Origin of the sequence: Pseudomonas sp. R3-56, from assembly GCF_051132075.1 — a bacterium.
Classification (GTDB): domain Bacteria; phylum Pseudomonadota; class Gammaproteobacteria; order Pseudomonadales; family Pseudomonadaceae; genus Aquipseudomonas.
This window is the reverse complement of sequence record NZ_CP071657.1, coordinates 1,824,668-1,850,670: the sequence shown is the minus strand read 5'-3', so window position 1 is coordinate 1,850,670 and position 26,003 is coordinate 1,824,668. Positions and strand designations below refer to the sequence as shown.

Genomic DNA, 26,003 nt, shown 5'->3' with positions numbered 1-26,003 from the left:
TGTCTCCCATCAGTCCATGAAGCCCTGGAGCTTCAATTCGATGGAGCGCGGGTTTTCACCTTCGGCGATCGACAGGATCCCTTCCAGCAGCATTTCCCGATAGCGCGACTGGCGCATGGCGATGGACTTGAGCTTGGCCGCGATCGGCAGCAGCACCAGGTTGGCGCTCGCCACGCCATAGATGGTAGCGACGAAGGCCACGGCAATGCCGCTGCCCAGCTGCGACGGGTCGGCCAGGTTGCCCATCACATGGATCAGGCCCATCACCGCACCGATGATGCCGATGGTCGGCGCATAGCCGCCCATGCTTTCGAAGACTTTCGCCGCTTCGATGTCGCGACTTTCCTGGGTGTAGAAATCCACCTCCAGGATGCTGCGGATCGCTTCCGGCTCGGCGCCGTCGACCAGCAATTGCAGGCCCTTGCGCGAGTAGCTGTCGGGTTCGGCATCAGCCACCCCTTCCAGACCCAGCAGACCTTCCTTGCGGGCGGTCAGGCTCCAGTTCACCACGCGGTCGATGCCGCCGGCCAGGTCGACCCGCGGCGGGAACAGAATCCACACCAATACCTGCATGGCGCGCTTGAAGGCGCTCATCGGCGACTGCAACAGCGCAGCGCCTACGGTGCCACCGATCACGATCAACGCGGCCGGACCGTTGGCCAACGCGCCGAGGTGACCGCCTTCCAGATAATTGCCACCGATGATGGCAACGAACGCCATGATGATGCCGATCAGGCTGAGCACGTCCATTACAGGCACGCCTCGACCAGATGTTTACCCATGTCGTCCAGGCTGTAGACCGCGTCGGCCAGGTCGGCCTTGACGATTGCCATGGGCATGCCATAGATCACGCAACTGGCCTCGTCCTGGGCCCAGATCGCGCTGCCGCCCTGCTTGAGCAGGCGCGCGCCCTCGCGACCATCAGCGCCCATGCCGGTGAGGACCACCGCCAGAACTTTGTCGCCGTAGGATTTCGCCGCAGAACCGAAGGTAATGTCCACGCAAGGCTTGTAGTTCAGACGCTCGTCACCTGGCAAGATTTTCACCGCGCCACGGCCGTCGATCATCATCTGCTTGCCACCCGGCGCCAACAGCGCCAGGCCCGGCCGCAGAATGTCGCCGTCCTCGGCTTCCTTGACGCTGATACGGCAGAGTTTGTCCAGACGCTCGGCAAATGCCTTGGTAAATGCCGCGGGCATGTGCTGGATCAGCACGATGGGCGCCGGGAAATTCGCCGGCAGTTGGGTCAGGACCCGCTGCAGCGCCACCGGACCGCCGGTGGACGTACCGATGGCAACCAGTTTGTAGGCCTTGCGCTTGGGTGCCGGCGACGCCGCGCTGGCCGGTGCCGAGCGCGCCGGTGCAGGTGCCGGAGCACTGCGAACCGGGGCCGGATTGAAGCTGCTTGACGCGGATGCAGACGCGGGCGCGGACATCGGCGCAACAACCGGCGCGGGCGCCGGTGGGCTGTAGGCACTGACCCGGCGATTGCTGCGGGAAATGCTGTGGACTTTCTCGCACAGCAACTGGCGGACCTTGTCCGGGTTGCGCGAGATGTCTTCGAAATTCTTCGGCAGGAAGTCGACCGCCCCGGCGTCCAGCGCATCGAGGGTGACACGGGCGCCTTCATGGGTCAGGGACGAGAACATCAACACCGGGGTCGGGCAGCGCTGCATGATATGCCGCACCGCCGTGATGCCGTCCATCATCGGCATCTCGTAGTCCATGGTGATCACGTCCGGCTTGAGCGCCAGCGCCTGATCGATCGCCTCTTTGCCGTTGGTCGCCGTACCGACGACCTGAATGCTGGTGTCCGCCGAAAGAATTTCCGAGACGCGGCGGCGGAAGAACCCCGAATCGTCCACCACCAGGACTTTAACTACCATAAACACTCCGTTAGACGAGGCGCGGCGCCAGGCCGCACCCCTCCAGAATCAAATACGCCGGGCGGCGTAGCGCTTGAGCATGCTAGGCACATCGAGAATCAACGCGATGCGGCCGTCGCCGGTGATGGTGGCGCCGGACATGCCCGGGGTGCCTTGAAGCATCTTGCCCAACGGCTTGATGACCACTTCTTCCTGGCCCACCAACTGGTCGACGACGAAGCCGATCCGCTGGGTGCCCACCGAAAGGATCACCACGTGGCCCTCGCCCTGCTCGACATGAGCGGCGGAGCTGACCAGCCAGCGCTTGAGGTAGAAAAGCGGCAGCGCCTTGTCCCGCACGATGACCACTTCCTGGCCGTCAACCACGTTGGTGCGAGACAGGTCGAGGTGGAAGATCTCGTTGACGTTGACCAGCGGGAAGGCGAAGGCCTGGTTGCCCAGCATTACCATCAGGGTCGGCATGATCGCCAGGGTCAACGGGACCTTGATGACGATTTTCGAGCCCTGGCCCTTGGTCGAGTAGATGTTGATCGAGCCGTTGAGCTGGGAAATCTTGGTTTTCACCACGTCCATGCCCACGCCACGACCCGACACGTCGGAGATCTCGGTCTTGGTCGAGAAGCCCGGAGCGAAAATCAGGTTGTAGCACTCGGTGTCGCTCAGGCGGTCGGCCGCGTCCTTGTCCATCACGCCACGTTTCACCGCGATCGCGCGGAGTACGTGCGGGTCCATGCCCTTGCCGTCGTCGGAGATCGACAGCAGGATGTGGTCGCCCTCCTGCTCGGCGGCCAGGATCACCTTGCCGCTGCGGACCTTGCCCGAGGCCTCGCGCTCTTCCGGCGACTCGATGCCGTGGTCGACCGCGTTGCGCACCAAGTGGACCAGCGGGTCGGCCAGGGCCTCGACAAGGTTCTTGTCGAGGTCGGTCTCTTCACCCACCAGTTCCAGGTTGATCTCTTTCTTGAGCTGGCGAGCCAGGTCACGAACCAGGCGCGGGAAGCGCCCGAAGACTTTCTTGATCGGCTGCATCCGGGTCTTCATGACCGCGGTCTGCAGGTCAGCCGTGACCACGTCGAGGTTCGACACGGCCTTGGACATCGCTTCGTCCTGGCTGTTGAGGCCCAGGCGCACCAGGCGGTTACGCACCAGCACCAGTTCGCCGACCATGTTCATGATTTCGTCCAGGCGCGCGGTGTCGACCCGAACGGTGGTCTCGGCTTCGCTGGCCGGTTTCTCCGCAGGCGGCGCAGACGGCGCACGGGCTGGTGCCGGCGCTGCGGCGGCGGCAGGCTTGGGTGTCTCGGCCTTCGGCTCCGGTGCCTTGGCAGCGGGCTTGGGCGCGGCCTTGGCGGCCGGCGCAGCAGTGGCGGCGGCAGGCGCGGCGGTGGCCGTGCCGACTTCGCTGAACTTGCCCTTGCCGTGCAATTCGTCGAGCAGGGATTCGAATTCGTGGTCGCTGATCAGGTCGCCACCGGCGGCGGCCGCGGTTGGCTTGGCCGGGGCTGGCGCAGCAGCGATGGCCGAATCCAGCGCATCGACGGCAAAGGTGCCCTTGCCATGCAACTGGTCGAGCAATGCTTCGAATTCGTCGTCGGTGATGTCGGAGTTATCCCCCGCAGCCTTCGGCGCGGCCGGGGCCGCCGGGGCGGCAACGGCATCAGGAGCGAACTGGCCCTTGCCGTGGAGCTGGTCGAGCAACGACTCGAACTCGGCGTCGGTGATTTCATCACTGCCAGGGGCAGCAGCAGCGGCTGGCGCAGCGGTTGCGGCGGGTGCGGCCGGAGCCTCGGCCTGGGCCTTGACGGCACTCAGCGAGTCCAGCAGCGATTCAAATTCGTGGTCGGTAATGTCACCCGATTCCTCGGCAACCGGCTCTTCAGCCACAGCCTCGGCAACCGGCGCGGCTTCGTCAGCCGACTGCGGCTCGGCCAGCCGCGCCAACGCAGCGAGCAGCTCAGGCGTGGCCGGGGTGATCGGCGAACGCTCGCGCACTTCGCTGAACATGCTGTTGACCGCATCCAGCGCTTCGAGCACGACGTCCATCAATTCCGAGTCAACGCGACGCTCCCCCTTGCGCAGGATGTCGAACACGTTTTCGGCAATGTGGCAGCACTCCACCAGCTCATTGAGCTGGAGGAAGCCGGCGCCTCCTTTTACAGTGTGGAAACCGCGAAAAATTGCATTGAGCAGATCCGCATCATCTGGTCGGCTTTCCAGCTCGACCAGCTGTTCGGACAGTTGCTCTAGAATCTCGCCGGCCTCAACCAGGAAATCCTGAAGGATCTCTTCATCGGCGCCGAAGCTCATTAATGGCTGCTCCTAAAATAGGGCTAAAACTCAAAATCCAAGGCTGGACAGCAAATCGTCCACATCGTCCTGACCGGACACAACGTCTTCTCTTTTATCGGCATGAATCTGCGGACCTTCACCCTGAGAGAGATGTTTTTGTGGATCTTTTTCAGCAAGCATCGCCTCGCGGTCGTGTTCGATGCCGGCAAAGCGATCGACCTGGCTGGCCATGAGCACCAGTTTGAGCAAATTGCTTTCCACTTCGGTGACCAACTGGGTCACGCGCTTGATCACCTGGCCTGTCAGGTCCTGGTAGTCCTGGGCCAGCAGGATGTCATTGAGATTGCTCGCCACGGCGCGGTTTTCGCTGCTGCTGCGCGTCAGGAAACCGTCGACCCGACGGGCCAACTCGCGAAACTCCTCGGCACCGACTTCGCGACGCATGAAGCGCCCCCAATCGGTACTCAACGCCTGGGCTTCCTCGCTCAGGCCGTTGACCAGCGGAGTAGCGCTTTCCACCAGGTCCATGGTGCGGTTGGCCGCGGCTTCGGTCAGCTTGACCACATACCCGAGGCGCTCGGTGGCGTCGGTGATCTGCGAGACCTCCTCGGCCTGTGGCATGTTCGGATCGATCTGGAAATTGACGATCGCGCTGTGCAGTTCACGGGTGAGCTTGCCGACTTCCTGGTACAGACCGCGGTCACGGGTCTGGTTGAGCTCATGAATCATTTGAACCGCGTCACCGAAGCGGCCCTTTTCAAGGCTGTCGACCAGTTCGCGGGCATGTTTTTTCAGGGTCGATTCGAAATCGCCCATTGAAGATTCGTTGTCCATAGCTCCCCCGTGGCGCCGTTAACCGATGCGTTCGAAGATTTTTTCGATCTTCTCTTTCAACGCCTGGGCCGTGAAGGGTTTGACCACATAGCCGTTTACACCGGCCTGGGCTGCTTCGATGATCTGCTCGCGCTTGGCTTCGGCGGTGACCATCAGCACCGGCAGGTGCTTGAGTTTTTCATCGGCGCGCACGTGGCGCAGCAAGTCGATACCGGTCATGCCGGGCATGTTCCAGTCAGTCACCAGAAAGTCGATGCTCCCGCTGTTGAGGACTGGAATGGCAGTGGTGCCATCGTCAGCCTCGACCGTGTTGGTGAACCCGAGGTCACGCAACAGGTTTTTTATGATCCGCCGCATCGTTGAGAAGTCATCAACGATGAGGATTTTCATGTTCTTGTCCAATTCGACCTCCAAGCAGTCTTAAACGCGCCCAGCACCTGGACGCGCCATTTCAATCAATCCGGCACAACACTCGACAACGGTATGGAGTCCCACGGATGGAGACTGGCCCGGCACATGCCATGCCAGCCCCGCTCGCAGCGTCCCCACACTGCCTGTCAGCGCGCTCGCCACTCCCCCAAACGCCCCCGCAAGCGGGCCGCGCACTGGCTGTGTAACTGGCTGACCCGCGATTCGCTGACCCCCAGGACCTCACCGATTTCCTTGAGGTTCAGCTCTTCGTCGTAGTACAGCGCCAAGACCAGTCGCTCACGCTCCGGCAAATTGGCAATCGCATCCGCCAGCGCGCTCTGGAAACGTTCGTCTTCCAGGTCACGCGACGGCTCCATGTGAGCACTCGCATTGTCCTCGTGCAGCCCTTCGTGCTCGCCGTCCTGCAAAAGGTCGTCGAAACTGAACAGGCGGCTGCCCAAGGTATCGTTCAAAATCCCGTAATAATCATCGAGACTCAACTGGAGTTCGGCCGCAACTTCGTGATCTTTAGCGTCACGCCCGGTTTTAGCTTCAATCGCACGGATCGCGTCACTGACCATACGGGTATTGCGGTGCACCGAACGCGGCGCCCAGTCGCCCTTGCGGACTTCATCGAGCATCGCTCCGCGAATCCGGATACCGGCATATGTTTCGAAACTGGCGCCCTTGCTCGCGTCGTATTTGTTCGACACTTCGAGCAGGCCGATCATGCCCGCCTGGATCAAGTCTTCGACCTGGACGCTGGCCGGCAAGCGTGCCAGCAAGTGATAGGCGATGCGCTTGACCAACGGCGCATAACGCTCGATCAGTTCGTACTGGGCGTCCCGTGCCGATTTTTTGTAGAGATGGTTGTAACCGCTGGCTGTCATAACACGGGCCCTGCCGTTTGTTGCACGAGACGCTCGACGAAAAATTCCAGATGCCCGCGAGGGTTGGCCGGCAGCGGCCAGGTATCGACCTTCTGGGCGATAGCCTTGAACGCCAGCGCGCATTTGGAACGTGGAAAAGCTTCATAGACGGCACGTTGTTTCTGGACAGCCTTGCGTACGCTTTCGTCGTAAGGCACTGCGCCGACATATTGTAGGGCGACGTCCAGGAAGCGATCCGTGACCTTCGTCAACTTGGCGAACAGGTTGCGTCCTTCCTGCGGGCTCTGGGCCATGTTGGCCAGGACGCGGAAGCGGTTCATGCCATAGTCGCGGTTAAGCAGTTTGATCAGGGCGTAGGCATCGGTGATGGAGGTCGGTTCGTCGCAGACCACCAGCAGGACTTCCTGGGCGGCGCGGACAAAACTGACCACCGAGTCACCGATACCGGCGGCCGTGTCGATCACCAGCACATCGAGGTTGTCGCCGATGTCGCTGAAAGCCTGGATCAGGCCGGCGTGCTGCGCCGGGGTCAGGTGCACCATGCTTTGGGTACCGGAGGCGGCCGGCACGATGCGAATCCCGCCAGGCCCCTGCAGGAGCACGTCGCGCAGTTCGCAGCGGCCTTCGATCACGTCCGCCAGCGTGCGCTTGGGGGTGAGCCCCAGCAGCACGTCGACGTTCGCCAGGCCCAGGTCGGCGTCCAGCAGCATGACCCGTCGGCCAAGCTCTGCCAGAGCCAGGGACAAGTTCACTGACACGTTAGTCTTCCCGACGCCACCTTTGCCGCCGGTCACCGCGATCACCTGTACGGGATGCATGCTGCCCATGTTCGTTCTTTACCTTGTCTTACTTAGACGGAGGCCACATTACTGGCTGCGCGTTCGCATACGGAACAATGCATGGCAGACCATCGATGTAGGTACAAAAAATATTCATGATTACCTCAGCCGACCTGCTTGGTCGGGCTGTGGTAGATGTCAGCGAACATGTCAGCCATGGCTTCGTCGCTGGGTTCTTCCTGCATTTGCACACTCACGGCACGACTGACCAGTTGATGACGGCGCGGCAGATGCAAATCATCCGGGATCCGCGGCCCGTCGGTCAGGTAGGCCACCGGTAGTTCATGACCGATCGCCAGGCTCAACACCTCGCCCAGGCTTGCCGTTTCGTCCAGCTTGGTCAGGATGCAGCCGGCCAGCCCGCAGCGTTTGTAGCTGTGGTATGCGGCGGTTAGAACCTGTTTCTGGCTGGTGGTTGCCAACACGAGATAATTTTTTGACTTGATGCCACGCCCGGCCAGGCTTTCCAACTGCATGCGCAGGGCCGGATCGCTGGCTTGCAGGCCGGCGGTGTCGATCAGCACGACGCGCTTGCGCAGCAGTGGTTCCAGCGCCTGGGCCAGCGATTGGCCCGGATCCACATGGGTCACCGACACATTGAGGATCCGGCCCAGAGTCTTGAGTTGCTCCTGGGCGCCGATGCGGAAACTGTCCATGCTCACCAGGGCGATGCTCTGGGCGCCGTACTTGAGTACATAACGGGCGGCGAGCTTGGCCAGGGTGGTGGTCTTGCCCATGCCGGCCGGGCCGACCATGGCAATCACCCCGCCCTCTTCCAGCGGCTCGACTTCCGGCGTGGCGATCATCCGCGCCAGGTGCGCCAACAGCATGCGCCAGGCCTGGCGAGGCTCTTCGATATCGTTGATCAGTGCCAGCAGGTCGCGGGACAACGGGCCGGACAAGCCGATGCGTTGCAGGCGACGCCACAGGTTGGCCTGGGCCGGACGGCTGCCTTGCAGCTGGTTCCAGGCCAACGAGCCAAGCTGGACTTCCATCAGCTCACGCAGGCTGTTGAGTTCAAAGCGCATCGAGTCCAGGGCACGTGGGTCGACACCCGCGGCTGGCGCGGCTGGCGCCGGTGCCGGACGACGCGGCTCGGCCTGGGCTGGCTCGATCAGCGGTTCGGCAGCGGTCAGCGGCAGGCCGGCCGTCAGTGGCTGGCCGGCGAACAATTGACGATTGGTCCCCGCGCTGCCTTCGCCTTCGCTGCTGCGCAGGCTCAGTTCGGCCTGGGCGCTGGCGATGCGCGACTGGGTCTTGCGCAGCTCATCCTCAAGCTCCATGTTCGGAACCCGCGGGGCCAGCGCCGACAATTTGTAATCCAGGGCAGCCGTCAGCTCGACACCGCCGGCGATCCGGCGATTACCGATGATGGCTGCTTCAGCGCCCAGCTCGTCACGTACCAGCTTCATGGCCTGACGCATATCGGCGGCAAAAAAACGCTTCACTTGCATAAACCACTACCTCAGCCGTTGGGCCCTACTGTCGCAACGATGGTCACTTGCTTGTTGTCCGGTATTTCCTGGTACGCCAGCACATGCAGCCCCGGGACCGCGAGGCGCCCGAACCGCGAGAGCATCGCGCGAATCGGACCGGCCACCAGCAGGATCACCGGTTGGCCTTGCATCTCTTGCCGCTGGGCTGCGTCGATCAACGAACGCTGCAGCTTCTCGGCCATGCTTGGCTCCAGCAGAACACCCTCTTCCGAGCCTTGTCCTGCCTTCTGCAGACTATTGAGCAATATCTGTTCCAACCTTGGCTCCAGCGTGATCACAGGCAGCTCAGACTCAGTGCCTACAATGCTTTGGACGATTGCGCGGGATACGCCGACCCGCACCGCAGCGACCAACGCGGCGGTATCTTGACTCTTCGAAGCGTTGTTGGCGATGGCTTCGGCGATACTGCGAATGTCGCGCACCGGGACCTGTTCGGCCAACAGCGCCTGCAACACCTTGAGCAACTGCGACAGCGACACCACGCCCGGCACCAGCTCCTCGGCCAGTTTTGGCGAGCCTTTGGCCAGTACTTGCAGCAATTGCTGGACTTCCTCGTGGCCGATCAGCTCACTGGAGTGCTTGTACAAAATCTGGTTCAAGTGGGTCGCCACCACGGTGCTGGCGTCTACCACGGTATAACCGAGCGATTGCGCCTGGGCCCGCTGGCTGATTTCGATCCACACCGCTTCCAGGCCGAAAGCCGGATCCTTGGCGGTAATACCGTTGAGCGAACCGTAGACCTGTCCTGGGTTGATCGCCAGCTCGCGGTCGGGATAGATCTCCGCTTCGGCCAGGATCACGCCCATGAGCGTCAGGCGATAGGCGCTCGGGGCCAGATCGAGGTTGTCGCGGATATGCACGGTGGGCATCAGGAAGCCCAGGTCCTGGGACAGCTTCTTGCGCACGCCCTTGATCCGGGCCAGCAGTTGACCACCCTGGTTGCGGTCGACCAGTGGGATGAGGCGGTAGCCGACTTCCAGGCCGATCATGTCGATCGGCGTCACATCGTCCCAACCCAACTCCTTGGTTTCCATGGCCCGCGCCGGCGATGGCAGCAGTTCCTGCTGACGCTTGACCTCTTCCAGCGCCTGGACCTTTTGCCCGTTCTGCTTTTTCCAGAACAGGTAGGCGCCACCAGCAGCCAGGGCAGCCATGCTCAGGAACGACACGTGGGGCATGCCCGGCACGATACCCATCACCGCCATCAGGCCGGCCGCCACGGCCAGGGCCTTGGGCGAAGCGAACATCTGGCGATTGATCTGCTTGCCCATGTCTTCGGAGCCCGAAGCACGGGTCACCATGATCGCGGCAGCTGTGGATAACAACAGTGATGGCAATTGCGCCACCAAACCGTCACCGATGGTCAGCAAGGCGTAAACTCTGCCAGCATCACCGAACGTCATACCGTGCTGGAAGATACCGACGGCCATGCCGCCGATGAGGTTGATGAACAGGATCAGCAGGCCGGCGATGGCGTCGCCACGCACGAACTTGCTCGCACCGTCCATGGAACCGTAGAACTCGGCCTCCTGAGCCACGTCAAGACGACGAGCCTTGGCCTGGTTCTGATCGATCAGGCCGGCGTTGAGGTCGGCGTCGATCGCCATCTGCTTGCCGGGCATCGCATCGAGGGTGAAACGTGCGCTGACCTCGGAAATCCGCCCGGCACCCTTGGTCACCACGACGAAGTTGATGATCATCAGGATGGCGAAGACCACGATACCGACCACGTAGTTACCGCCGATCACCACCTCACCGAAGGCCTGGATCACCTTACCGGCGGCGGCGTGGCCGTCCTGGCCGTGGAGCATGACCACGCGGGTGGACGCCACGTTCAGCGCCAGGCGCATCAGCGTGGCGACCAACAGGATGGTCGGGAACACCGCGAAATCCAGCGGCCGCAGAGCGTATACGCAGACCAGCAGTACCACGATGGACAGCGCAATGTTGAACGTAAAGAACACGTCGAGCAGGAACGGCGGTATCGGCAGCATCATCATGGCGAGCATGACCAGCAGCAACAGCGGCACACCCAGATTCCCCCGGCTGAGGTCGGCTACGTTGCTGCGTGCGGTGCTGAATAACTGAGAGCGATCCACCAATATTCCCCGTTCCTGTGAAGCAAGTTTTTGACGCCCGGAGGGGGCGCAGACGGGGTATTGCAAGAAGCTTTCCAACTTTTGCAAAAGCTTGAAATAGAAGGCTTAGGGAGTAACTAACTGTGGGAGCGAGCTTGCTCGCGATGCGGTAGGTCAGTTGATACAAGCGGTGACTGAAAGACCGCAATCGCGAGCAAGCTCGCTCCCACATTGGACTTTGCGCAACACCATTCAGGAGTCACGCCGCAAATCCGGCGGGATCGGCAGGTCCTTGAGCGGTTCGGGACGCTTGCCCTTGCCGGCGCGGTGCTGGCGGATCTGGTAGACGTAGGCCAGCACCTGGGCCACAGCCAGGTACAGACCTCCGGGAATTTCCTGATCGAGTTCGGTGGAGTAGTAGATCGAGCGCGCCAGCGCCGGCGATTCGAGTAGCATCACTTCGTTGGCAACGGCGATTTCGCGGATTTTCAACGCCAGGAAATCACTACCCTTGGCCAGCAGCACCGGCGCATTGCCTTTTTCAGGATCGTATTTGAGCGCCACCGCATAGTGGGTCGGGTTGGTGATGACCACGTCGGCATCGGGAATCGCCGCCATCATGCGCCGCTGGGAGACCTCGCGCTGCAATTGGCGAATCCGCTGCTTGACCTCCGGCTTGCCCTCCGCGTCCTTGTGCTCGTCGCGCACTTCCTGCTTGGTCATCATCAGCTTCTGCTTGCTCTGATAGAGCTGGATCGGCACATCGATGGCAGCGATCAGGATCAGGCCGCAAGACATCCACAACGTGCTCCATCCCACCAGCTGCACGCTATGAATGATGGCCTGTTCCAGCGGTTGATGGGCGATGCGCAGCAGATCGTCGATGTCGCCCTCCAGCACCACCAACGCGACGGACAGGACCAGCAGGAACTTGCCGAAAGCCTTGAGCAGCTCCACCAGCGCCGTGGTGGAAAACATGCGCTTGATGCCGGCGGCCGGGTTCATCCGGCTGAACTTGGGTGCCAGGCTGCCGGCGGCGAAGAGCCATCCACCCAGGGAAATCGGGCCGATGAATGCCGCCAACAATAAAAAAATCAGCACGGGCTGAATCGCCAGAAGCGCGATCTTGCCCGAATGCAGCAGGTACTGCGTCATGGCGCCAGGGGTCAGCAATACTTCCCGAGGCAAGGAAAAATTCAGGCGCATGATTTCCAGCAGTTCCAGCGCCAGCCCGCCGCCATAGATCAGTAAGCCGCCAGCGCCGGCGAGCATGATCGCCAGGGTGTTGAGCTCCTTGGAGCGGGCGATCTCACCCTTCTCGCGGGACTCCCTGGTGCGTTTCTCCGTGGGGTCTTCTGTCTTGTCCTGACCGCTTTCGCTCTCAGCCATGGTTCAGCGCGCCTGTGCCATGTCGCGTAGCAGCTGCAAGGCCTGGGTGGCCAACGGCTGATACTGGTTGAGAATATCCCCCAGGCTGACCCAGAAGATCACCATGCCCAGCACCAGCGTGAGGGGGAAGCCGATGGAAAAAATGTTCAGTTGCGGCGCCGCGCGGGTCATCACGCCAAAAGCGATGTTGACCACCAGCAGCGCGGTAATGGCTGGCAATACCAGCAGCATCGCCGCCCCCAGGACCCAGCCGAGCTTGCCGGCGATGTCCCAGAAATGATTGACCAGCATCGCACTGCCCACCGGCATCGTGGTGAAGCTCTCGGTGAGCACTTCAAACACCACCAGATGCCCGTTCATGGCGAGGAACAGCAACGTCACCAGCATCGTCAGGAACTGCCCGATGACCGCGGTGTTGACGCCGTTGGTGGGGTCGATCATGGAGGCGAACGCCATGCCCATCTGGATCGAAATGATTTGCCCGGCCACCACGAACGCCTGGAAGAACAGCTGCAGTGAAAACCCCAGCAGGACACCAATGAGGATCTGCTCGGCCACCAGCATCAGCGCACTGAGGTCAAGGGCATTGACCGGTGGCATCGGCGGCAGTCCGGGCGCGATGACCACGGTGATTGCCACGGCCAGGTACAGGCGCACACGGCCTGGCACCAGGGTCGTGCCGAAGACCGGCATGCTCATCAGCACGGCGGTGACGCGAAACAGCGGCAGGATAAACGACGCCACCCAGCTGCTGATCTGAGTGTCCGTCAGTTCGAGCATCGACATCGGGTCAGCCGATCAACTGGGGAATACTGCCGTACAGCTGCAGGATGTATTCCATGAAGGTTTGCACCAGCCACGGACCGGCGACGATCAGCGTCACCAGCATCACCAGCAGGCGCGGCAGGAAGCTCAGGGTCTGTTCGTTGATCTGCGTGGCGGCCTGGAACATCGCCACCAGCAAGCCCACCAGCAGGCTCGGAATCACCAGGATGGCAACCATCATGGTGGTCAGCCAGAGTGCTTCGCGGAACAGGTCTACCGCTACTTCAGGCGTCATATCGTGCTACCCGCGCAAGTGGTCTAAACACCGCCGAAACTGCCCGCCAGCGTACCGATGATCAAGGCCCAGCCATCCACCAGCACGAACAGCATGATCTTGAACGGCAATGAAATGATCAGCGGCGACAGCATCATCATACCCATCGCCATGAGGATACTGGCGACCACCAGGTCAATGATCAGGAACGGGATGAAGATCATGAAACCGATCTGGAACGCCGTTTTCAGCTCGGACGTCACGAACGCTGGCACCAGGATGGTCAATGGGGCCTGGTCGGGGCTGGCGATGTCGGTGCGCTTGGACAGGCGCATGAACAGCTCCAGGTCGCTGCTGCGAGTCTGGGCGAGCATGAAATCCTTGATCGGCACCTGGGCCCTGGCCACCGCGTCCTGGGCGCTGAGGGTTTCGGCCAGGTAGGGTTGCAGCGCATCACGGTTCACCCGGTCGAAGACTGGCGCCATGATGAACATGGTCAGGAACAACGCCATGCCCGTGAGGATCTGGTTCGACGGCGTCTGCTGCAAACCCAGGGCCTGGCGCAGGATCGAAAAGACAATGATGATCCGGGTGAAACTGGTCATCAGCATGACGAACGCCGGGATGAAACTCAGCGCGGTCATGATCAGCAGGATCTGCAGGCTGACCGAATACTCCTGAGCCCCTTCGGCGTTGGTGCCCAACGTGATCGCCGGAATCGACAACGGGTCGGCGGCAAACGCCAACGGTGCAGCCAGCAACAGGGCCAGCGCCAACAGAATGCGCAACGGCATTACTTTTTATCCTTCTGATCTTTACCCAGCAGTTCCATGAGCCGCTGGGCAAATTCGGGGGTGGCCTGCTCGGTGGCGGGCACCTGGACCGGCTCCTTGAGAACGTGCAAAGCGGTGATCGTGCCAGGGCTCAGGCCGAGCAGGATCTGCTCGTTGCCAACTTGCACCAGCACCAGCCGATCCCGCGGGCCGAGCGCGCGGGAACTGATGATGTCGATGACCTGGCCTTTGCCGGCAGGCCCCGCCTGTTGCACGCGCCGCAGCATCCACGCGAGGAAAAAAATCAACCCGAGCACCACGAGCAGGCCCAGCACCAACTGCGCCAATTGCCCGGCCATGCTGCCGCCACTTGCCGGCGCAACCGCCGCCGTGGCCGCGGGCTCGGCCGCCAGCACGCTGAACGGCAGCATCAAGGCTGCGGCGAGAAAGCCTTTCATTCAGCGCAGCTTCTTGATGCGTTCGCTCGGGCTGATCACGTCCGTCAGGCGAATGCCGAACTTCTCGTTGACCACCACCACTTCGCCATGGGCGATCAGGGTACCGTTGACCAGTACGTCCAGCGGTTCACCGGCCAGGCGATCCAGCTCGATCACCGAGCCCTGGTTGAGCTGCAACAGGTTGCGGATGTTGATGTCGGTGCTGCCCACTTCCATGGAAATCGACACCGGGATGTCGAGAATCACGTCCAGGTTCGGCCCGTCGAGGGTGACTTGCTCATTGCTTTTCGGCACGCTGCCAAACTCTTCCATCTGCATGCGATTGGAAGCGTGGTTGCCGGTATCGGCGGCCAGCAGCGCATCGATATCGGCCTGCCCGGCGTCGCCGGTTTCTTCCAGGGCCGCAGCCCATTCGTCGGCCAGCGCCTGGTCATCCTGGGTATTCATATCGTCAGCCATCATGTTTCCTCGGCGGGCAAGAATCGGTAAAAAACTAGAAATCCATTACAAACTTAAGCGATTGACAGCACTCAGCGGCGTTCGATCGGCTCGATCACTTGCAACGCGAGGTTGCCTTTGTGAGAGCCCATCTTGACCTTGAAGGCCGGCACGCCATTGGCGCGCATGATCATGTCTTCCGGCATCTCGACGGGGATGATGTCCCCCGGCTGCATATGCAGGATGTCCCGCAGGCGCAGCTGGCGCCGGGCAACCGTCGCGCCGATCGGCACGTCGACGTCCAGCACGTCCTGGCGCAACGCATTGATCCAGCGCTCGTCCTGGTCGTCGAGGTCCGACTGGAAACCGGCGTCGAGCATTTCGCGCACCGGCTCGATCATCGAGTACGGCATGGTCACGTGCAGGTCGCCGCCGCCACCGTCGAGTTCGATGTGGAAAGTCGACACGACAATGGCTTCGCTCGGACCGACGATGTTGGCCATGGCCGGGTTAACTTCCGAGTTGATGTACTCGAAGTTGACTTCCATGATCGCCTGCCAGGCTTCCTTCAAATCAATGAAAGCCTGCTCCAGCACCATGCGCACGACGCGCAGCTCGGTCGGCGTGAATTCGCGGCCTTCGATCTTGGCGTGACGGCCGTCACCGCCGAAGAAGTTATCCACCAGCTTGAACACCAGCTTGGCGTCGAGGATGAACAGCGCAGTGCCGCGCAACGGCTTGATCTTCACCAGGTTGAGACTGGTGGGCACGTACAGCGAGTGCACGTATTCGCCGAATTTCATCACCTGCACGCCACCGACGGCCACGTCGGCCGAACGGCGCAGCATGTTGAACATGCTGATGCGGGTGTAACGGGCAAAACGCTCATTGATCATTTCCAGGGTCGGCATGCGTCCGCGAACGATGCGATCCTGGCTGGTCAGGTCGTAGCTTTTGACGCTGCCCGGTTCAGCAGCGTTTTCGGTCTGCACCAGGCCGTCGTCGACACCATGCAACAGCGCGTCGATTTCGTCCTGGGACAACAAGTCCTGCACGGCCATGTCGTGTTCCTACTGCAATACGAAGTTAGTGAAGAGCAACTGTTCGATCACCACTTTGCCAAGCTCTTTCTGAGCCACTTCCTGAACGCTGGCCGTGGCTTTCTGACGCAGCATTTCCTGGCCGACCGGAGTGGCCAGGGTGTCGAAACTCTGTCCGGAGAACAGCATCACAAGGTTATTGCGAATCAGCGGCATGTGCACCCGCAGCGCTTCCAGGTCAGCCTGGTTGCGGCCCAGCAGGGTGATGCTCACCTGCATGTAGCGCTGGCGACCGTTCTGGGTGTAGTTGGCCACAAATGCGGGAGCCATCGGCTCGAAAATCGCCGGCTGCTTGCCCACCGGCGCGGTTTCCACCACTTCTGCCGGTTTGCTTTGAGCGCTGTGCATGAAATACCAGGTCGCCCCCACGGAAACACCCATCGCCAGGAGCAAACCCACCACGATCATGATGATCAGCTTGAGTTTGCCTTTGGTTGCGGGGTCTTTTACAGCTGCTGCTTCACTCTTCGCCATGCCAATAATCCGTCGCTAATCGGGGGTTTCACTGTTGCACGGCTTGGCTGGAGCAAGTGTTATGCCAGAAGCGCAAGGAAAGCGTCAGATGCATTCTCCGGAACACCGCAAATGAATGTGGGAGCGGGCTTGCTCGCGAAGGCGATGCATCAGTCACATATCGTTAACTGACACACAGCCTTCGCGAGCAAGCCCGCTCCCACATTGGGTACCGCGTTGGATCAGGCGTAGTAGTCGACCGCGCTGGTGCCGATGACGCTGGTGGTGTTGGCCGCCACTTCGGCAACGCTGGCCGGCAACTCTTCGTCCACCGAATCCACTCGGCCGCCAGAGGAAGAGCTCGTACGACCAGCCTGGGCCTGCTGCTGGGCTTGCTGTTCCTGACCCTGGGAGCCACGCGACTGATCCGACACGCTGACGTCGACCTGGCCCATGCCCTGCTGGGCAAAGCTGTCGCGCAGGCGATGCATCTGGCCTTCGAGGGCTTCACGGACGCCGGAATGGGCGCTCATGAACGTGACCTGGGTCTGCTGGTCGGGGACCATGTTCACGCGAATATCCAGGCGCCCGAGCTCGGCCGGCTGCAGTTGGATATCAGCCGCCTTGAGATTGACGCTCGACAGGTACATCACTCGGTTGACCACTTCTTCGGTCCAGCCGCTCTGGTTCATGGCGATGGGCTGGTTGACCGGGACCGCGTTGGCGGTTTTTGGCGTAGCCGCCTGGGTCAATGCCGCCAGGCGGTTGGCGAAATCATCTACCCGCGTGTCGCTGGAGGCGGCGGTCAGATCCTTGAGGCCTTCGTTGAGCAAGCCACCGAACGCCTTCTCACCGCCCTGGCTGCCGGGACTGGTACTGTCCTGGTCGGCTTGTACATTGAGCATGCTCGCCATGCCGGCCGCGAAGGTCTGGGCCGACGTCGGCTCGCCATCGACGGACGCCGGCGCCGTTGCCTTGGGCTGCGCCTGGCTGGAAGCGGACACATGGCCGCTCTGCTCCATCGCCAGACGCAACGCCGGCAGGGCGTCAAGCGGATCGGCCTGGGGGTCGAATTCCGGATCGGTCACCGGGGCTGGCGTGGCCGAAGCCACCACGGGCGCCGCGACTGCCGCGACGACTGGCGCCTCGGTTGTATCAACCACAGGCGCGGGCAGCGCCTCGGCAACGACTTCAGGCACGATTATCCCGGGCAGCAAGGCCGGGTCGAGTGTCGGATCGACTGGGGCGGCGTCGGCTACAGGCGTCTCGGCCGTATCGCTATCGTCCTGCGTGGGCTTGTCGTCGGCCGTGGCCGGCTTGTCGGCGGGCAAGGGTTTGCCGCTATCGGCAACCGCCGGCTCAGGAGCGGCAGCCGTGTCGCTGCCTGCATCCTTTTTGACGGTGTTGTCGGAAGCCTTGTCGCGCACCGGCTTAATCGCCGGCTCAAGGGCCGTCGAGGGTTTGACGGGGGCCTGCTTGGCGAAGACCTGGGCGAAACTGGAGGCTTTATTCCCGGCGTCCGGGCCAGCTGCCAACGGATTGACGGTGGCCTGCGGCTTGGCCTGGGTAACGGCCTGAAGGAGTGTATTAGGCGTAACGGGCATGAAATGGTCTCCGCTGCACTGGGATCTTTGATGCAGTCGAGACAGGACAATGCAAGGGATGGGCCAACGCGCCGAACAACAACCTTTTTAACAGTGAAAGCCTTCGCGCTCTTCCTTGCAAAGCTTTCGAACGTAGGTAAATTCGCTGTTGATCTCGCTGACCAGTTTCTCGATTCCACCCAGCGAGGGCTGCTTGGCGCGTTGTTCCAGCTCCCCGCACAGTTCAGCCAGGCGGATGGCGCCCATATTGCTGCTACTGCCCTTGAAACTGTGGGCGGTGGCGCTCAATTGCTCCGCGTCCCTGGCCTCAAGCAGCACACGCAGGCGTGCCTCGGAATCGTTGAGGAACGTATCCAGCAATTCCGGATACCCTTCCTCCATGACTTCCTTCAACGTGCTGAGCACGTCCCGATCCAGATGAATCTCGCTCACTTGTTCGCTCCTTGATCAAGAATGGCCCCGATTATGCCAGAGCCTCCCAGAAAAACTCCACGCGCGCACTACGACCATCGTCGGACCAACTGGCCTCGTGGCATAGCTGGCGCACCAGGCTCACACCGCGCCCGGATAACCGGTCACGATCCACAGGCCGGGCCAGCACCCGGCTGACATCGAACCCCTGGCCGCTGTCCTCGACCTCAATGACCAGGCGCCCACCCTCCCCTTGGGGAGTCACGTGCAGATGCACGCGGATATGGCCGCCGTCCAGCTCATCCAGACGGATGCCGCGCTCCGTATAATAGCGGGCAAACCCCGCCGCATCACGCTTGAGACTCGAATCGAGCCCCAGTACGCCGTGTTCCAGCGCATTGGAATAAAGCTCTGTCAGGACACTGTACAAGGCGCCACTCTGGCCCCTGAGCCCATGGACCTCAAGCAATAACTGCAACAGGTAAGGCATCGGGTTGAAGCGCTTGAGCGTCTGCGCACGGAACTCGAAGCTCACCGACCAATCCAGCGGGCTCGACTGGCCGCTATCGGAATAGACCGGTGGTGGCGGGCTGAGTTGCGTCGGCGCGACCAGCCGCACCTCGACCATGCTGAAGTCGTCGCGGGCCTCGCCGCGAAAATCACCGAGGGCCTGCTGGATATCTTCGAACAGTCGATCGGGCTCGCGGTTGGCCGCAAACACCTGCTGCAGCCTTTCCACGCCAAACGGCTGATCATCGCGGTCGCTGGCTTCGATGACGCCGTCAGACAACAGGAATACCCGGTCACCCACCGACATCGGATGCACTTCAGTGCGATCATCAAACAGTTGCGGCGTGAGCACGCCCAACGGCAAGTGCCGCGCCGGCAACGGCGTACGCACGCCACTGAGGCTGTCATGCAGGTAACCATCGGGCATGCCGCCGTTCCAGACTTCGACGGTGCAGCGCTGGAAGCTCAGGCAAAGCAGCGTTGCGCAACAGAACATGTCCACTGGCAGGATGCGCTTGAGCTTGGCATTCATCTCCCGCAGGATCTGCGCCAGGCCGTAGCCTTTAGCGGTCATCCCGTAGAACACTTCAGCCAGCGGCATCGCCCCGACCGCCGCCGGCAAGCCATGGCCGGTAAAATCTCCAAGCAGGATGTGCATGTCACCAGCCGGGTTGAAGGCGGCCAGCAGCAGATCGCCATTGAACAAGGCATAGGGCGATTGCAGGTAACGGATATTCGGCGCGCTCAGGCAACCGGAGTGGGCAATCTTGTCGAACACCGCCTTGGCAACCCGCTGCTCGTTAAGCAGGTAGTCGTGGTGCCGGGCGATCTGGTCACGTTGTTCGACCACCGTGGCCTGCAACCGACGCAAGCGGTCCATGGCCTTGATCTTGGCGGCCAGGATCACTTGGTTATAGGGCTTGGCGAGGAAATCATCACCACCAGCCTCCAGGCAACGGGCCAACCCTTCGCTTTCGGTCAACGAGGTGAGGAAAATGATCGGAACCAGTTGGTCCCCGGCCAGGTGCTTGATCTGCTGCGCGGCTTCGAAGCCATCCATGACGGGCATCATCGCATCCATCAGCACCAGGTGCGGACGCTGCTCCCGGTAGACTTCGACCGCCTCGGCGCCATCCGCTGCGGTGAGCACCTGATGGCCTTGACGGCGGACGATGGTCGACAACAGCAGCCGGTCGGCGGCACTGTCTTCGGCAATCAGGATCGTCAGCGGCTCCGGCGACGATTGCATGGTAATCAACTGATATCGAACAACTTGTCGAAATTGGAAATCGCGAGGATTTTCTTGACGTCGCTGCTGCTGTTGACCACACGGATATCCGACTCGTCGCCACCGGCATGATCGCGCAGCAGCAGGAGCATGCCCAAGGCAGAGCTGTCGAGGTAAGTGGCTTCTTTCAAATCCACCACGATGGACCCAGGTTTCTTGTCGAGCCGCTCATAAGACTCGCGAAACTCCTGATGCCGGCCAAAATCGAATCGACCTTTGATCGAGATCGTCAGCTTTTGTCCATCTGGGGACACTTCAGTTACGACAGACATATTCACTTCCTTGTCGTGGACATATGTGTACAAGGTGTAGCATCAGGTAGAGGTCTGAGCAAGGAATCAAAACCTCCAACCGACAGAATTCCGCTTTCATGATCAATACGGATCATGGCGCGGCAGACGCTGAGACAGTTCATCGAGCAATTTCTGCTCGCGCTTGTCTTCCAGTTGCCGAGCCTCATCGATATAACGCTGTACAAGTTTGCGCAGCCCTTCGACCCGGGCGAAGGCTTCCTGCCAGCTCTGGCGAGCCTTTTCCAGGTTGTTCTGGTGCCAGACGAGGCTTTGGCGCTGCTGATCGATCGCGGTGCCCAGCTGTGCGAGGAACCCCTGGTAGCCCAACAGCCATTGCCCGGAAACGCCATGACTGCCACGGGCAATCCACTGCTCCTGGTATTCGAGGCGAAAATTCTCCAGGTCGGCCAGCTTGCTCTCGGCCACGACCACTTGTCCCTGGAAATAAGCCAGCCGCTGAACGGCGGTCTTCTCGGCTTTTTCCGCCATGTCCACCACCGGCGCCAGGCGCGCCGCACGACTCGTGGCCATGAGCGGTTATCCGCCCGCGACGGGGGCGAAGATGGTTTGCAGGTGCGCTTCGCTGGCGGCCATGCCGATGTTGTCGTTCAAGCCTTGGCGCAGGTAGACCGCCATGGCCGGATAAAGATTGATGGCCATGTCGGTTTCACGATCACCGCCAGGCACATAGGCGCCCACGCTGATCAGGTCGCGACTCTGCTGGTAACGTGACCAGTATTGTTTGAATTGCTGGGCGCGCTTCATGTGCTCGGCACTGATGACCGACGGCATGACCCGGCTTATCGACGCTTCGATATCAATGGCGGGATAATGCCCTTCTTCGGCCAGGCGCCGGGACAGCACGATGTGACCGTCGAGTACACCTCGGGCCGAGTCGGCGATCGGGTCTTGCTGATCGTCACCCTCGGACAGCACGGTATAAAAAGCGGTGATGGAACCGCCGCCCTTCTCCGCGTTACCGGCCCGCTCCACCAGTTTCGGCAACTTGGCAAACACTGAAGGCGGATAACCCTTGGTAGCCGGCGGCTCGCCGATGGCCAGGGCGATTTCCCGCTGGGCCTGGGCAAAACGGGTCAGCGAATCCATCAGCAACAGGACGTTCTTGCCCTTGTCGCGAAAATACTCGGCGATACGCGTGCAATACATCGCGGCCCGCAGGCGCATCAACGGCGCATCGTCCGCCGGCGACGCCACCACCACGGAACGCTTGAGCCCTTCTTCGCCGAGAATGTGCTCGATGAATTCCTTAACCTCGCGGCCCCGCTCGCCGATCAGCCCCACCACGATGATGTCGGCTTCGGTAAAGCGGGTCATCATGCCCAGCAACACACTCTTGCCCACACCGGTACCGGCGAACAGGCCCAGGCGCTGACCGCGGCCGACCGTCAACAACCCGTTGATGCAACGGATGCCCACGTCCAGCGGCACGCTGATCGGATCGCGCTTGAGGGGGTTGATTGTCGGGCCGTCCATCGGCACCCAATCTTCAGCTTTCATTCCGCCCTTGCCGTCCAGGGCCCGCCCGGCCCCGTCCAGCACTCGGCCGAGCATGCTCATGCCCATGGGCAGCCGACCGGTATCGGCCAGCGGAACCACGCGGGCACCGGGCGCGATGCCGGCGACACTGCCCACCGGCATCAGAAATACTTTGCTGCCGGAAAAGCCCATGACTTCGGCTTCGACCTGCACCGGGTGATAACTGTCATCGTTGATCACCATGCACCGGCTGCCCATGGCGGCGCGCAGGCCCTCCGCTTCTAGGGTCAGGCCAACCATGCGCAGCAGGCGCCCTTCCAGGATCGGCTGGCCGGCCAGTTCAGTGGCCTCGGCGTAGCTGCCCAGGCGCTTGCCGAAGCTGGTGCGTTCAAGGCGCATTGCGACCTTCCACTTCGGCAGCAATCAGTTCGGCCGCGTCCGGATCAACGATGGCGGCGGCCTCCGGTTCGTCCGGCAACTCCAGGCTGAGGTCGGCCGGAGCCGGATGCAGGGCCTGCTCGTGCAATTGGTCGAACAGCTTGGCCATGACCTGGCTGATGCGTGTTTCGATTGTCGCATCGATGCGGCTGTGCTCGGTTTCCACCCGGCAACCGCCGGGCAGCAAGGTCTCATCCTCGACGATGCGCCAGCTTTCCTCGTGACGCTCGCGCAAGGCCTTGACCAGCTCGAAGTCCTGCGGATTGATGTACAGCCGCACATTGCCGACGCCCAGGGGCAGAAGCTTGAGGGCCTCGCGCATGACATGCTCGATCTGGCTCGAATCGATGGCCAGCTCGCGCTGGATCACTTGCCGGGTGATGTGCTGCACCAGCCCGACCAGGGACTTCTCGATCTGGGTGTCCTGCTCGGCGATGGGCTCGAACAGATTCAGCATCAGCGATTCCAGCGCCCGCAGCTTGGCCGTCAGCGCCACGTCGGCTTCCTGGCGGACCTTGATCGTGGTGCTGTGGAAGCCTTCCTTTTCGCCGATGGCGAAGCCTTCGTTGTAGGCCTCCTGGCGAATGCTCTCGACTTCTTCGAGGGTCAGCGGCTGGACTTCCTCCAGCGGCACCTCTTCCATCTCCGGCAACTCTTCCACCGGTTCAGGCTCAGGCTCGGGCACGTGAGGATCGAAGCTGGGCAGCGACCAGACGTCAAAACCACCGACGTCGCGGGCGCGGATCAGGTCGCTGGGTGAATCATCGCTCTTGGCAGACATAACGACCTTAGATCATCTCTTCGCCGCCCTTGCCACCGAGCACGATTTCTCCGGCTTCGGCCATACGGCGGGCGATGGTGAGGATTTCCTTCTGTGCGGTTTCCACATCGCTGACGCGCACCGGGCCCTTGGCCTCGAGGTCGTCGCGCAACAGTTCGGCCGCCCGTTTGGACATGTTCTTGAAGATCTTCTCCTTGACGCCTTCGTCCGAACCCTTGAGGGCCAGCACCAGCACATCGGAGGACACTTCGCGCAACAGTGCCTGGATACCGCGGTCGTCGACATCGGCCAGGTTGTTGAACACGAACATGAGGTCTTCGATCTGACCGGACAGGTCTTCGTCGACTTCGCGGATCGAGTCCATCAGTTGACCTTCGATCGAACTGTCGAGGAAGTTCATGATGTCCGCCGCGCGCTTGATACCGCCCAGGGTGGTGCGCGAAGCATTGGAGTTGCCCGAGAACTGCTTCTCGAGAATCTGGTTCAATTCTTTCAGGGCCGCCGGCTGCACGGTGTTCAACGACGAAACCCGCAGGATGATGTCGAGGCGCACTTTGTGGTCGAAGTTGCCGAGCACCTCACCGGCCTGGTCCGGATCGAGGTATGCAACGACGATCGCCTGGATCTGCGGGTGCTCGTAACGGATCACGTCGGCGACCGCGCGCGGCTCCATCCACTTCAGGCTGTCCAGGCCGCTGGTATTGCCACCCAGCAGGATCCGGTCGATCAGGCCGTTGGCCTTGTCCTCGCCCAGGGCCTGGGTGAGCATCTTGCGCACGTAGTCGTCGGAACCGACGCCCAGGCTGGTCTGATCGCCGACGATGTCGACGAACTCGCTCATCACCTGCTCGACCTGCTCGCGGTGCACATTGCCCATCTGCGCCATGGCCACGCCGACGCGCTGGACCTCTTTGGGTCCCATGTGGCGCAGCACCTGGGCGGCGTCCGTCGAACCCAGGGACAGCAGCAAAATCGCGGCTTTGTCGACCCGGGACAATTTGGCAACAGCGGCTCGATTATCACTCATCTGCGTTAATCCACTCTTTCACGACCTGGGCCACACGACCCGGGTCCTCTGCCACCAGACTCTTGATGGCGTTCAACTGAGCGTCATAGCCTTCGCTCGGGCTTGGCAGCAGGATGCTCTGCGGCCCGCCGAGGCTGACGCGATCGTTGGCCAATTCGCCATCCAGGCCGCCCATGCCTCCCAGCTCTACATCGCCCAAGCCTGCCAACTGCTTGTTCTTGCCGCCACCGGTGATGTTGTTGAGCACCGGACGCAGCACACCAAATACCAGTATCAGGATGAACAACACACCCAATACCTGCTTGACCACATCCCAGAACCAGGGTTGCGAATAAAACGGGATGTCGGCGATTTCCTCACCGCGCTCCAGGGAGAACGGTACGTTGATCACGCTGACGCTGTCGCCACGGCTGGCGTCGAAACCGACGGCGTCCTGCACCAGGCGAGTGAAGCGCGCCAATTCGTCGGCGCTCCACGGCGCGCGGCTGGTTTCGCCGTTGGCCGGGTTGACCTTGACCTGATCGTCCACCACCACTGCGACAGACAGCCGATTCAAACGGCCCTGCTGCTGCTTGGTGTGGCTGATGGAACGGTCGAGCTCGAAGTTCTTGGTCGATTGTTGACGCTTGTCGGCCGGGTACGGCGCAAGCATCGGCTGGCCGGTGGCCGGGTCCATGATCTGTTGGCCATTGGCGTCGATCAGCGGCTGGCCTGGCTGCACCATGCCTGCGGCGGCGGTAGCGCCACCGGTGGTTTGCGGCGCGCTGGCCGGCGCGGGTGGCTGGTTGCTCAGGGCACCCGGCACACCTTGCGGGCCATTGCTGGCGGTACGTTGTTCGTTCACCGACTGCTCGCTGCGCAACGCCGGTTGATCCGGGTTGAACTGCTCGGAAGTCGATTCGACGGCGCTGAAGTCCACGTCCGCCGAGACTTCGGCCTTGTAGCGGCCGTTGCCGAGGATCGGTTGCAGGATGTTGTGCACCCGCTGGGTGAACATGCCTTCCATGCGACGGCTGTAATCGTATTGCTTGCCGGCCATGGTCAGTTCGGAGTTTTCCGCCTGGTCGGACAACAGGTTGCCCTTCTGGTCGACCACGGTGATCTGCGACTTGCTCAACTCGGGAACGCTGGTCGCCACCAGGTTGATAATGGCAACGACCTGGCCTGGCTCAAGCGAGCGGCCGGAATACAGTTCGACCAGTACCGAGGCACTCGGCTTGCGCTCATCGCGCACGAAGACCGAGCTTTTCGGAATCGCCAGGTGCACGCGGGCACCCTTGACGTTGTTGAGGCTGGAAATGGTCCGCGCCAATTCGCCTTCCAGGCCGCGACGATAACGAGTCGCTTCCATGAACTGGCTGGTGCCCAGGCCCTGGTCCTTGTCGAGGATCTCGAATCCGATGTTGCCATCGGTCGGTGTCACGCCAGCGGCGGCGAGCTTGAGGCGTGCGCGCGCGACGTCGTCGGCCTTGACCAGCAAGGCGCCGGAATTGGGTTCGACGGTATAAGGGATGTCGGCGGAAGCCAGGGTTTCCATGACTTGTTTGGCATCCATGCCCTCCAGGCTGCCGTACAGCGGACGGTAGTCCGGCTGCTGGGACCAGAGAACCACGGCAAAACCAATCGCCACGCTGGCAGCCAGGCCGACCAACAGGCCAACCTGACGCAGCATGGTCATCTCGGAGAGGTTTTCCAGGAAAGACAGGCCGAACAACGGCGGTTTGCCGTCTACCGGGGTTGCCTTGGCTGGAACGTTATCAACGGCTGCTTCTGCCATGACT

Annotated in this window: 26 protein-coding genes; all 26 read right to left on the bottom strand. The window is 61.7% G+C overall.

Going from position 1 to position 26,003, the window contains the following annotated elements; all coding sequences use genetic code 11:
• Positions 1-9: 9 nt before the first annotated feature.
• The 26 genes from J3P96_RS08475 to fliF all read right to left on the bottom strand — a co-directional run bounded on the left by J3P96_RS08475 (position 10) and on the right by fliF (position 25,999).
• Positions 10-750, bottom strand: a complete 741-nt coding sequence (locus J3P96_RS08475; protein WP_434572657.1) for a flagellar motor protein — start codon at positions 748-750, stop codon at positions 10-12.
• Positions 750-1,886, bottom strand: a complete 1,137-nt coding sequence (locus tag J3P96_RS08470) for a protein-glutamate methylesterase/protein-glutamine glutaminase (RefSeq protein WP_434656492.1) — start codon at positions 1,884-1,886, stop codon at positions 750-752. Before J3P96_RS08470 ends, J3P96_RS08475 begins: the two co-directional genes overlap by 1 nt.
• Before the next feature lie 48 nt (positions 1,887-1,934).
• Complete coding sequence (locus J3P96_RS08465; RefSeq protein WP_434656491.1) at positions 1,935-4,193, bottom strand: chemotaxis protein CheA; 2,259 nt, start codon at positions 4,191-4,193, stop codon at positions 1,935-1,937.
• Positions 4,194-4,223: 30 nt separating this feature from the next.
• Complete coding sequence (locus tag J3P96_RS08460; RefSeq protein ID WP_434629252.1) at positions 4,224-5,009, bottom strand: protein phosphatase CheZ; 786 nt, start codon at positions 5,007-5,009, stop codon at positions 4,224-4,226.
• A gap of 18 nt (positions 5,010-5,027) precedes the next feature.
• On the bottom strand, positions 5,028-5,399 hold the full coding sequence (locus J3P96_RS08455; RefSeq protein ID WP_003183998.1) for a chemotaxis response regulator CheY: 372 nt from the start codon (positions 5,397-5,399) through the stop codon (positions 5,028-5,030).
• 167 nt (positions 5,400-5,566) lie between these two features.
• The gene (gene fliA / locus J3P96_RS08450; protein ID WP_014337177.1) at positions 5,567-6,310 is read right to left on the bottom strand and encodes an RNA polymerase sigma factor FliA; all 744 of its coding nucleotides are present in this window, start codon (positions 6,308-6,310) and stop codon (positions 5,567-5,569) included.
• The gene (fleN, locus tag J3P96_RS08445) at positions 6,307-7,137 is read right to left on the bottom strand and encodes a flagellar synthesis regulator FleN (protein WP_003184001.1); all 831 of its coding nucleotides are present in this window, start codon (positions 7,135-7,137) and stop codon (positions 6,307-6,309) included. The genes fliA and fleN overlap by 4 nt, the downstream gene beginning before the upstream one ends.
• 116 nt (positions 7,138-7,253) lie before the next feature.
• The gene (flhF, locus tag J3P96_RS08440; RefSeq protein WP_434629250.1) at positions 7,254-8,603 is read right to left on the bottom strand and encodes a flagellar biosynthesis protein FlhF; all 1,350 of its coding nucleotides are present in this window, start codon (positions 8,601-8,603) and stop codon (positions 7,254-7,256) included.
• Positions 8,604-8,614: 11 nt separating this feature from the next.
• Entirely contained in the window at positions 8,615-10,744 is a 2,130-nt protein-coding gene (flhA, locus tag J3P96_RS08435; protein ID WP_434656490.1) for a flagellar biosynthesis protein FlhA, read from the bottom strand.
• A gap of 231 nt (positions 10,745-10,975) precedes the next feature.
• Positions 10,976-12,112, bottom strand: coding sequence for a flagellar biosynthesis protein FlhB (gene flhB / locus J3P96_RS08430; protein ID WP_434572644.1), 1,137 nt, complete (start codon positions 12,110-12,112; stop codon positions 10,976-10,978).
• Positions 12,113-12,115: 3 nt separating this feature from the next.
• Positions 12,116-12,892, bottom strand: coding sequence for a flagellar biosynthetic protein FliR (fliR, locus tag J3P96_RS08425; RefSeq protein ID WP_370871115.1), 777 nt, complete (start codon positions 12,890-12,892; stop codon positions 12,116-12,118).
• Between the two features lie 10 nt (positions 12,893-12,902).
• Entirely contained in the window at positions 12,903-13,172 is a 270-nt protein-coding gene (fliQ, locus tag J3P96_RS08420; RefSeq protein ID WP_003184009.1) for a flagellar biosynthesis protein FliQ, read from the bottom strand.
• Positions 13,173-13,195: 23 nt separating this feature from the next.
• Positions 13,196-13,945 (bottom strand): flagellar type III secretion system pore protein FliP, encoded by a 750-nt coding sequence (gene fliP / locus J3P96_RS08415; protein WP_434572641.1) that lies wholly within the window; start codon positions 13,943-13,945, stop codon positions 13,196-13,198.
• Complete coding sequence (fliO, locus tag J3P96_RS08410; RefSeq protein ID WP_305499621.1) at positions 13,945-14,382, bottom strand: flagellar biosynthetic protein FliO; 438 nt, start codon at positions 14,380-14,382, stop codon at positions 13,945-13,947. Before fliO ends, fliP begins: the two co-directional genes overlap by 1 nt.
• Positions 14,383-14,841 carry a flagellar motor switch protein FliN gene (gene fliN, locus J3P96_RS08405; protein ID WP_305499620.1) on the bottom strand — a complete coding sequence of 153 codons (459 nt, stop codon included), beginning with the start codon at positions 14,839-14,841 and terminating at the stop codon, positions 14,383-14,385. It abuts the gene before it with no gap.
• A gap of 71 nt (positions 14,842-14,912) precedes the next feature.
• Positions 14,913-15,881, bottom strand: a complete 969-nt coding sequence (fliM, locus tag J3P96_RS08400) for a flagellar motor switch protein FliM (RefSeq protein WP_053120288.1) — start codon at positions 15,879-15,881, stop codon at positions 14,913-14,915.
• A gap of 9 nt (positions 15,882-15,890) precedes the next feature.
• Complete coding sequence (gene fliL / locus J3P96_RS08395) at positions 15,891-16,394, bottom strand: flagellar basal body-associated protein FliL (protein ID WP_434572638.1); 504 nt, start codon at positions 16,392-16,394, stop codon at positions 15,891-15,893.
• 221 nt (positions 16,395-16,615) lie between these two features.
• Positions 16,616-17,977, bottom strand: a complete 1,362-nt coding sequence (locus J3P96_RS08390) for a flagellar hook-length control protein FliK (protein WP_434656489.1) — start codon at positions 17,975-17,977, stop codon at positions 16,616-16,618.
• A gap of 87 nt (positions 17,978-18,064) precedes the next feature.
• The gene (locus tag J3P96_RS08385) at positions 18,065-18,409 is read right to left on the bottom strand and encodes an Hpt domain-containing protein (protein ID WP_434572634.1); all 345 of its coding nucleotides are present in this window, start codon (positions 18,407-18,409) and stop codon (positions 18,065-18,067) included.
• A 31-nt stretch (positions 18,410-18,440) separates the two neighbouring features.
• The gene (locus J3P96_RS08380) at positions 18,441-20,147 is read right to left on the bottom strand and encodes an ATP-binding SpoIIE family protein phosphatase (protein ID WP_434656487.1); all 1,707 of its coding nucleotides are present in this window, start codon (positions 20,145-20,147) and stop codon (positions 18,441-18,443) included.
• 5 nt (positions 20,148-20,152) lie between these two features.
• Complete coding sequence (locus J3P96_RS08375; RefSeq protein WP_434656485.1) at positions 20,153-20,458, bottom strand: STAS domain-containing protein; 306 nt, start codon at positions 20,456-20,458, stop codon at positions 20,153-20,155.
• A gap of 102 nt (positions 20,459-20,560) precedes the next feature.
• On the bottom strand, positions 20,561-21,010 hold the full coding sequence (gene fliJ, locus J3P96_RS08370; protein WP_434629236.1) for a flagellar export protein FliJ: 450 nt from the start codon (positions 21,008-21,010) through the stop codon (positions 20,561-20,563).
• A gap of 6 nt (positions 21,011-21,016) precedes the next feature.
• Positions 21,017-22,375 carry a flagellar protein export ATPase FliI gene (gene fliI, locus J3P96_RS08365; RefSeq protein WP_434656484.1) on the bottom strand — a complete coding sequence of 453 codons (1,359 nt, stop codon included), beginning with the start codon at positions 22,373-22,375 and terminating at the stop codon, positions 21,017-21,019.
• On the bottom strand, positions 22,365-23,195 hold the full coding sequence (fliH, locus tag J3P96_RS08360; RefSeq protein WP_434656483.1) for a flagellar assembly protein FliH: 831 nt from the start codon (positions 23,193-23,195) through the stop codon (positions 22,365-22,367). The genes fliI and fliH overlap by 11 nt, the downstream gene beginning before the upstream one ends.
• 7 nt (positions 23,196-23,202) lie before the next feature.
• Positions 23,203-24,222, bottom strand: coding sequence for a flagellar motor switch protein FliG (fliG, locus tag J3P96_RS08355; RefSeq protein WP_007958288.1), 1,020 nt, complete (start codon positions 24,220-24,222; stop codon positions 23,203-23,205).
• Complete coding sequence (gene fliF, locus J3P96_RS08350; protein WP_305499605.1) at positions 24,215-25,999, bottom strand: flagellar basal-body MS-ring/collar protein FliF; 1,785 nt, start codon at positions 25,997-25,999, stop codon at positions 24,215-24,217. Before fliF ends, fliG begins: the two co-directional genes overlap by 8 nt.
• Positions 26,000-26,003: the final 4 nt, after the last annotated feature.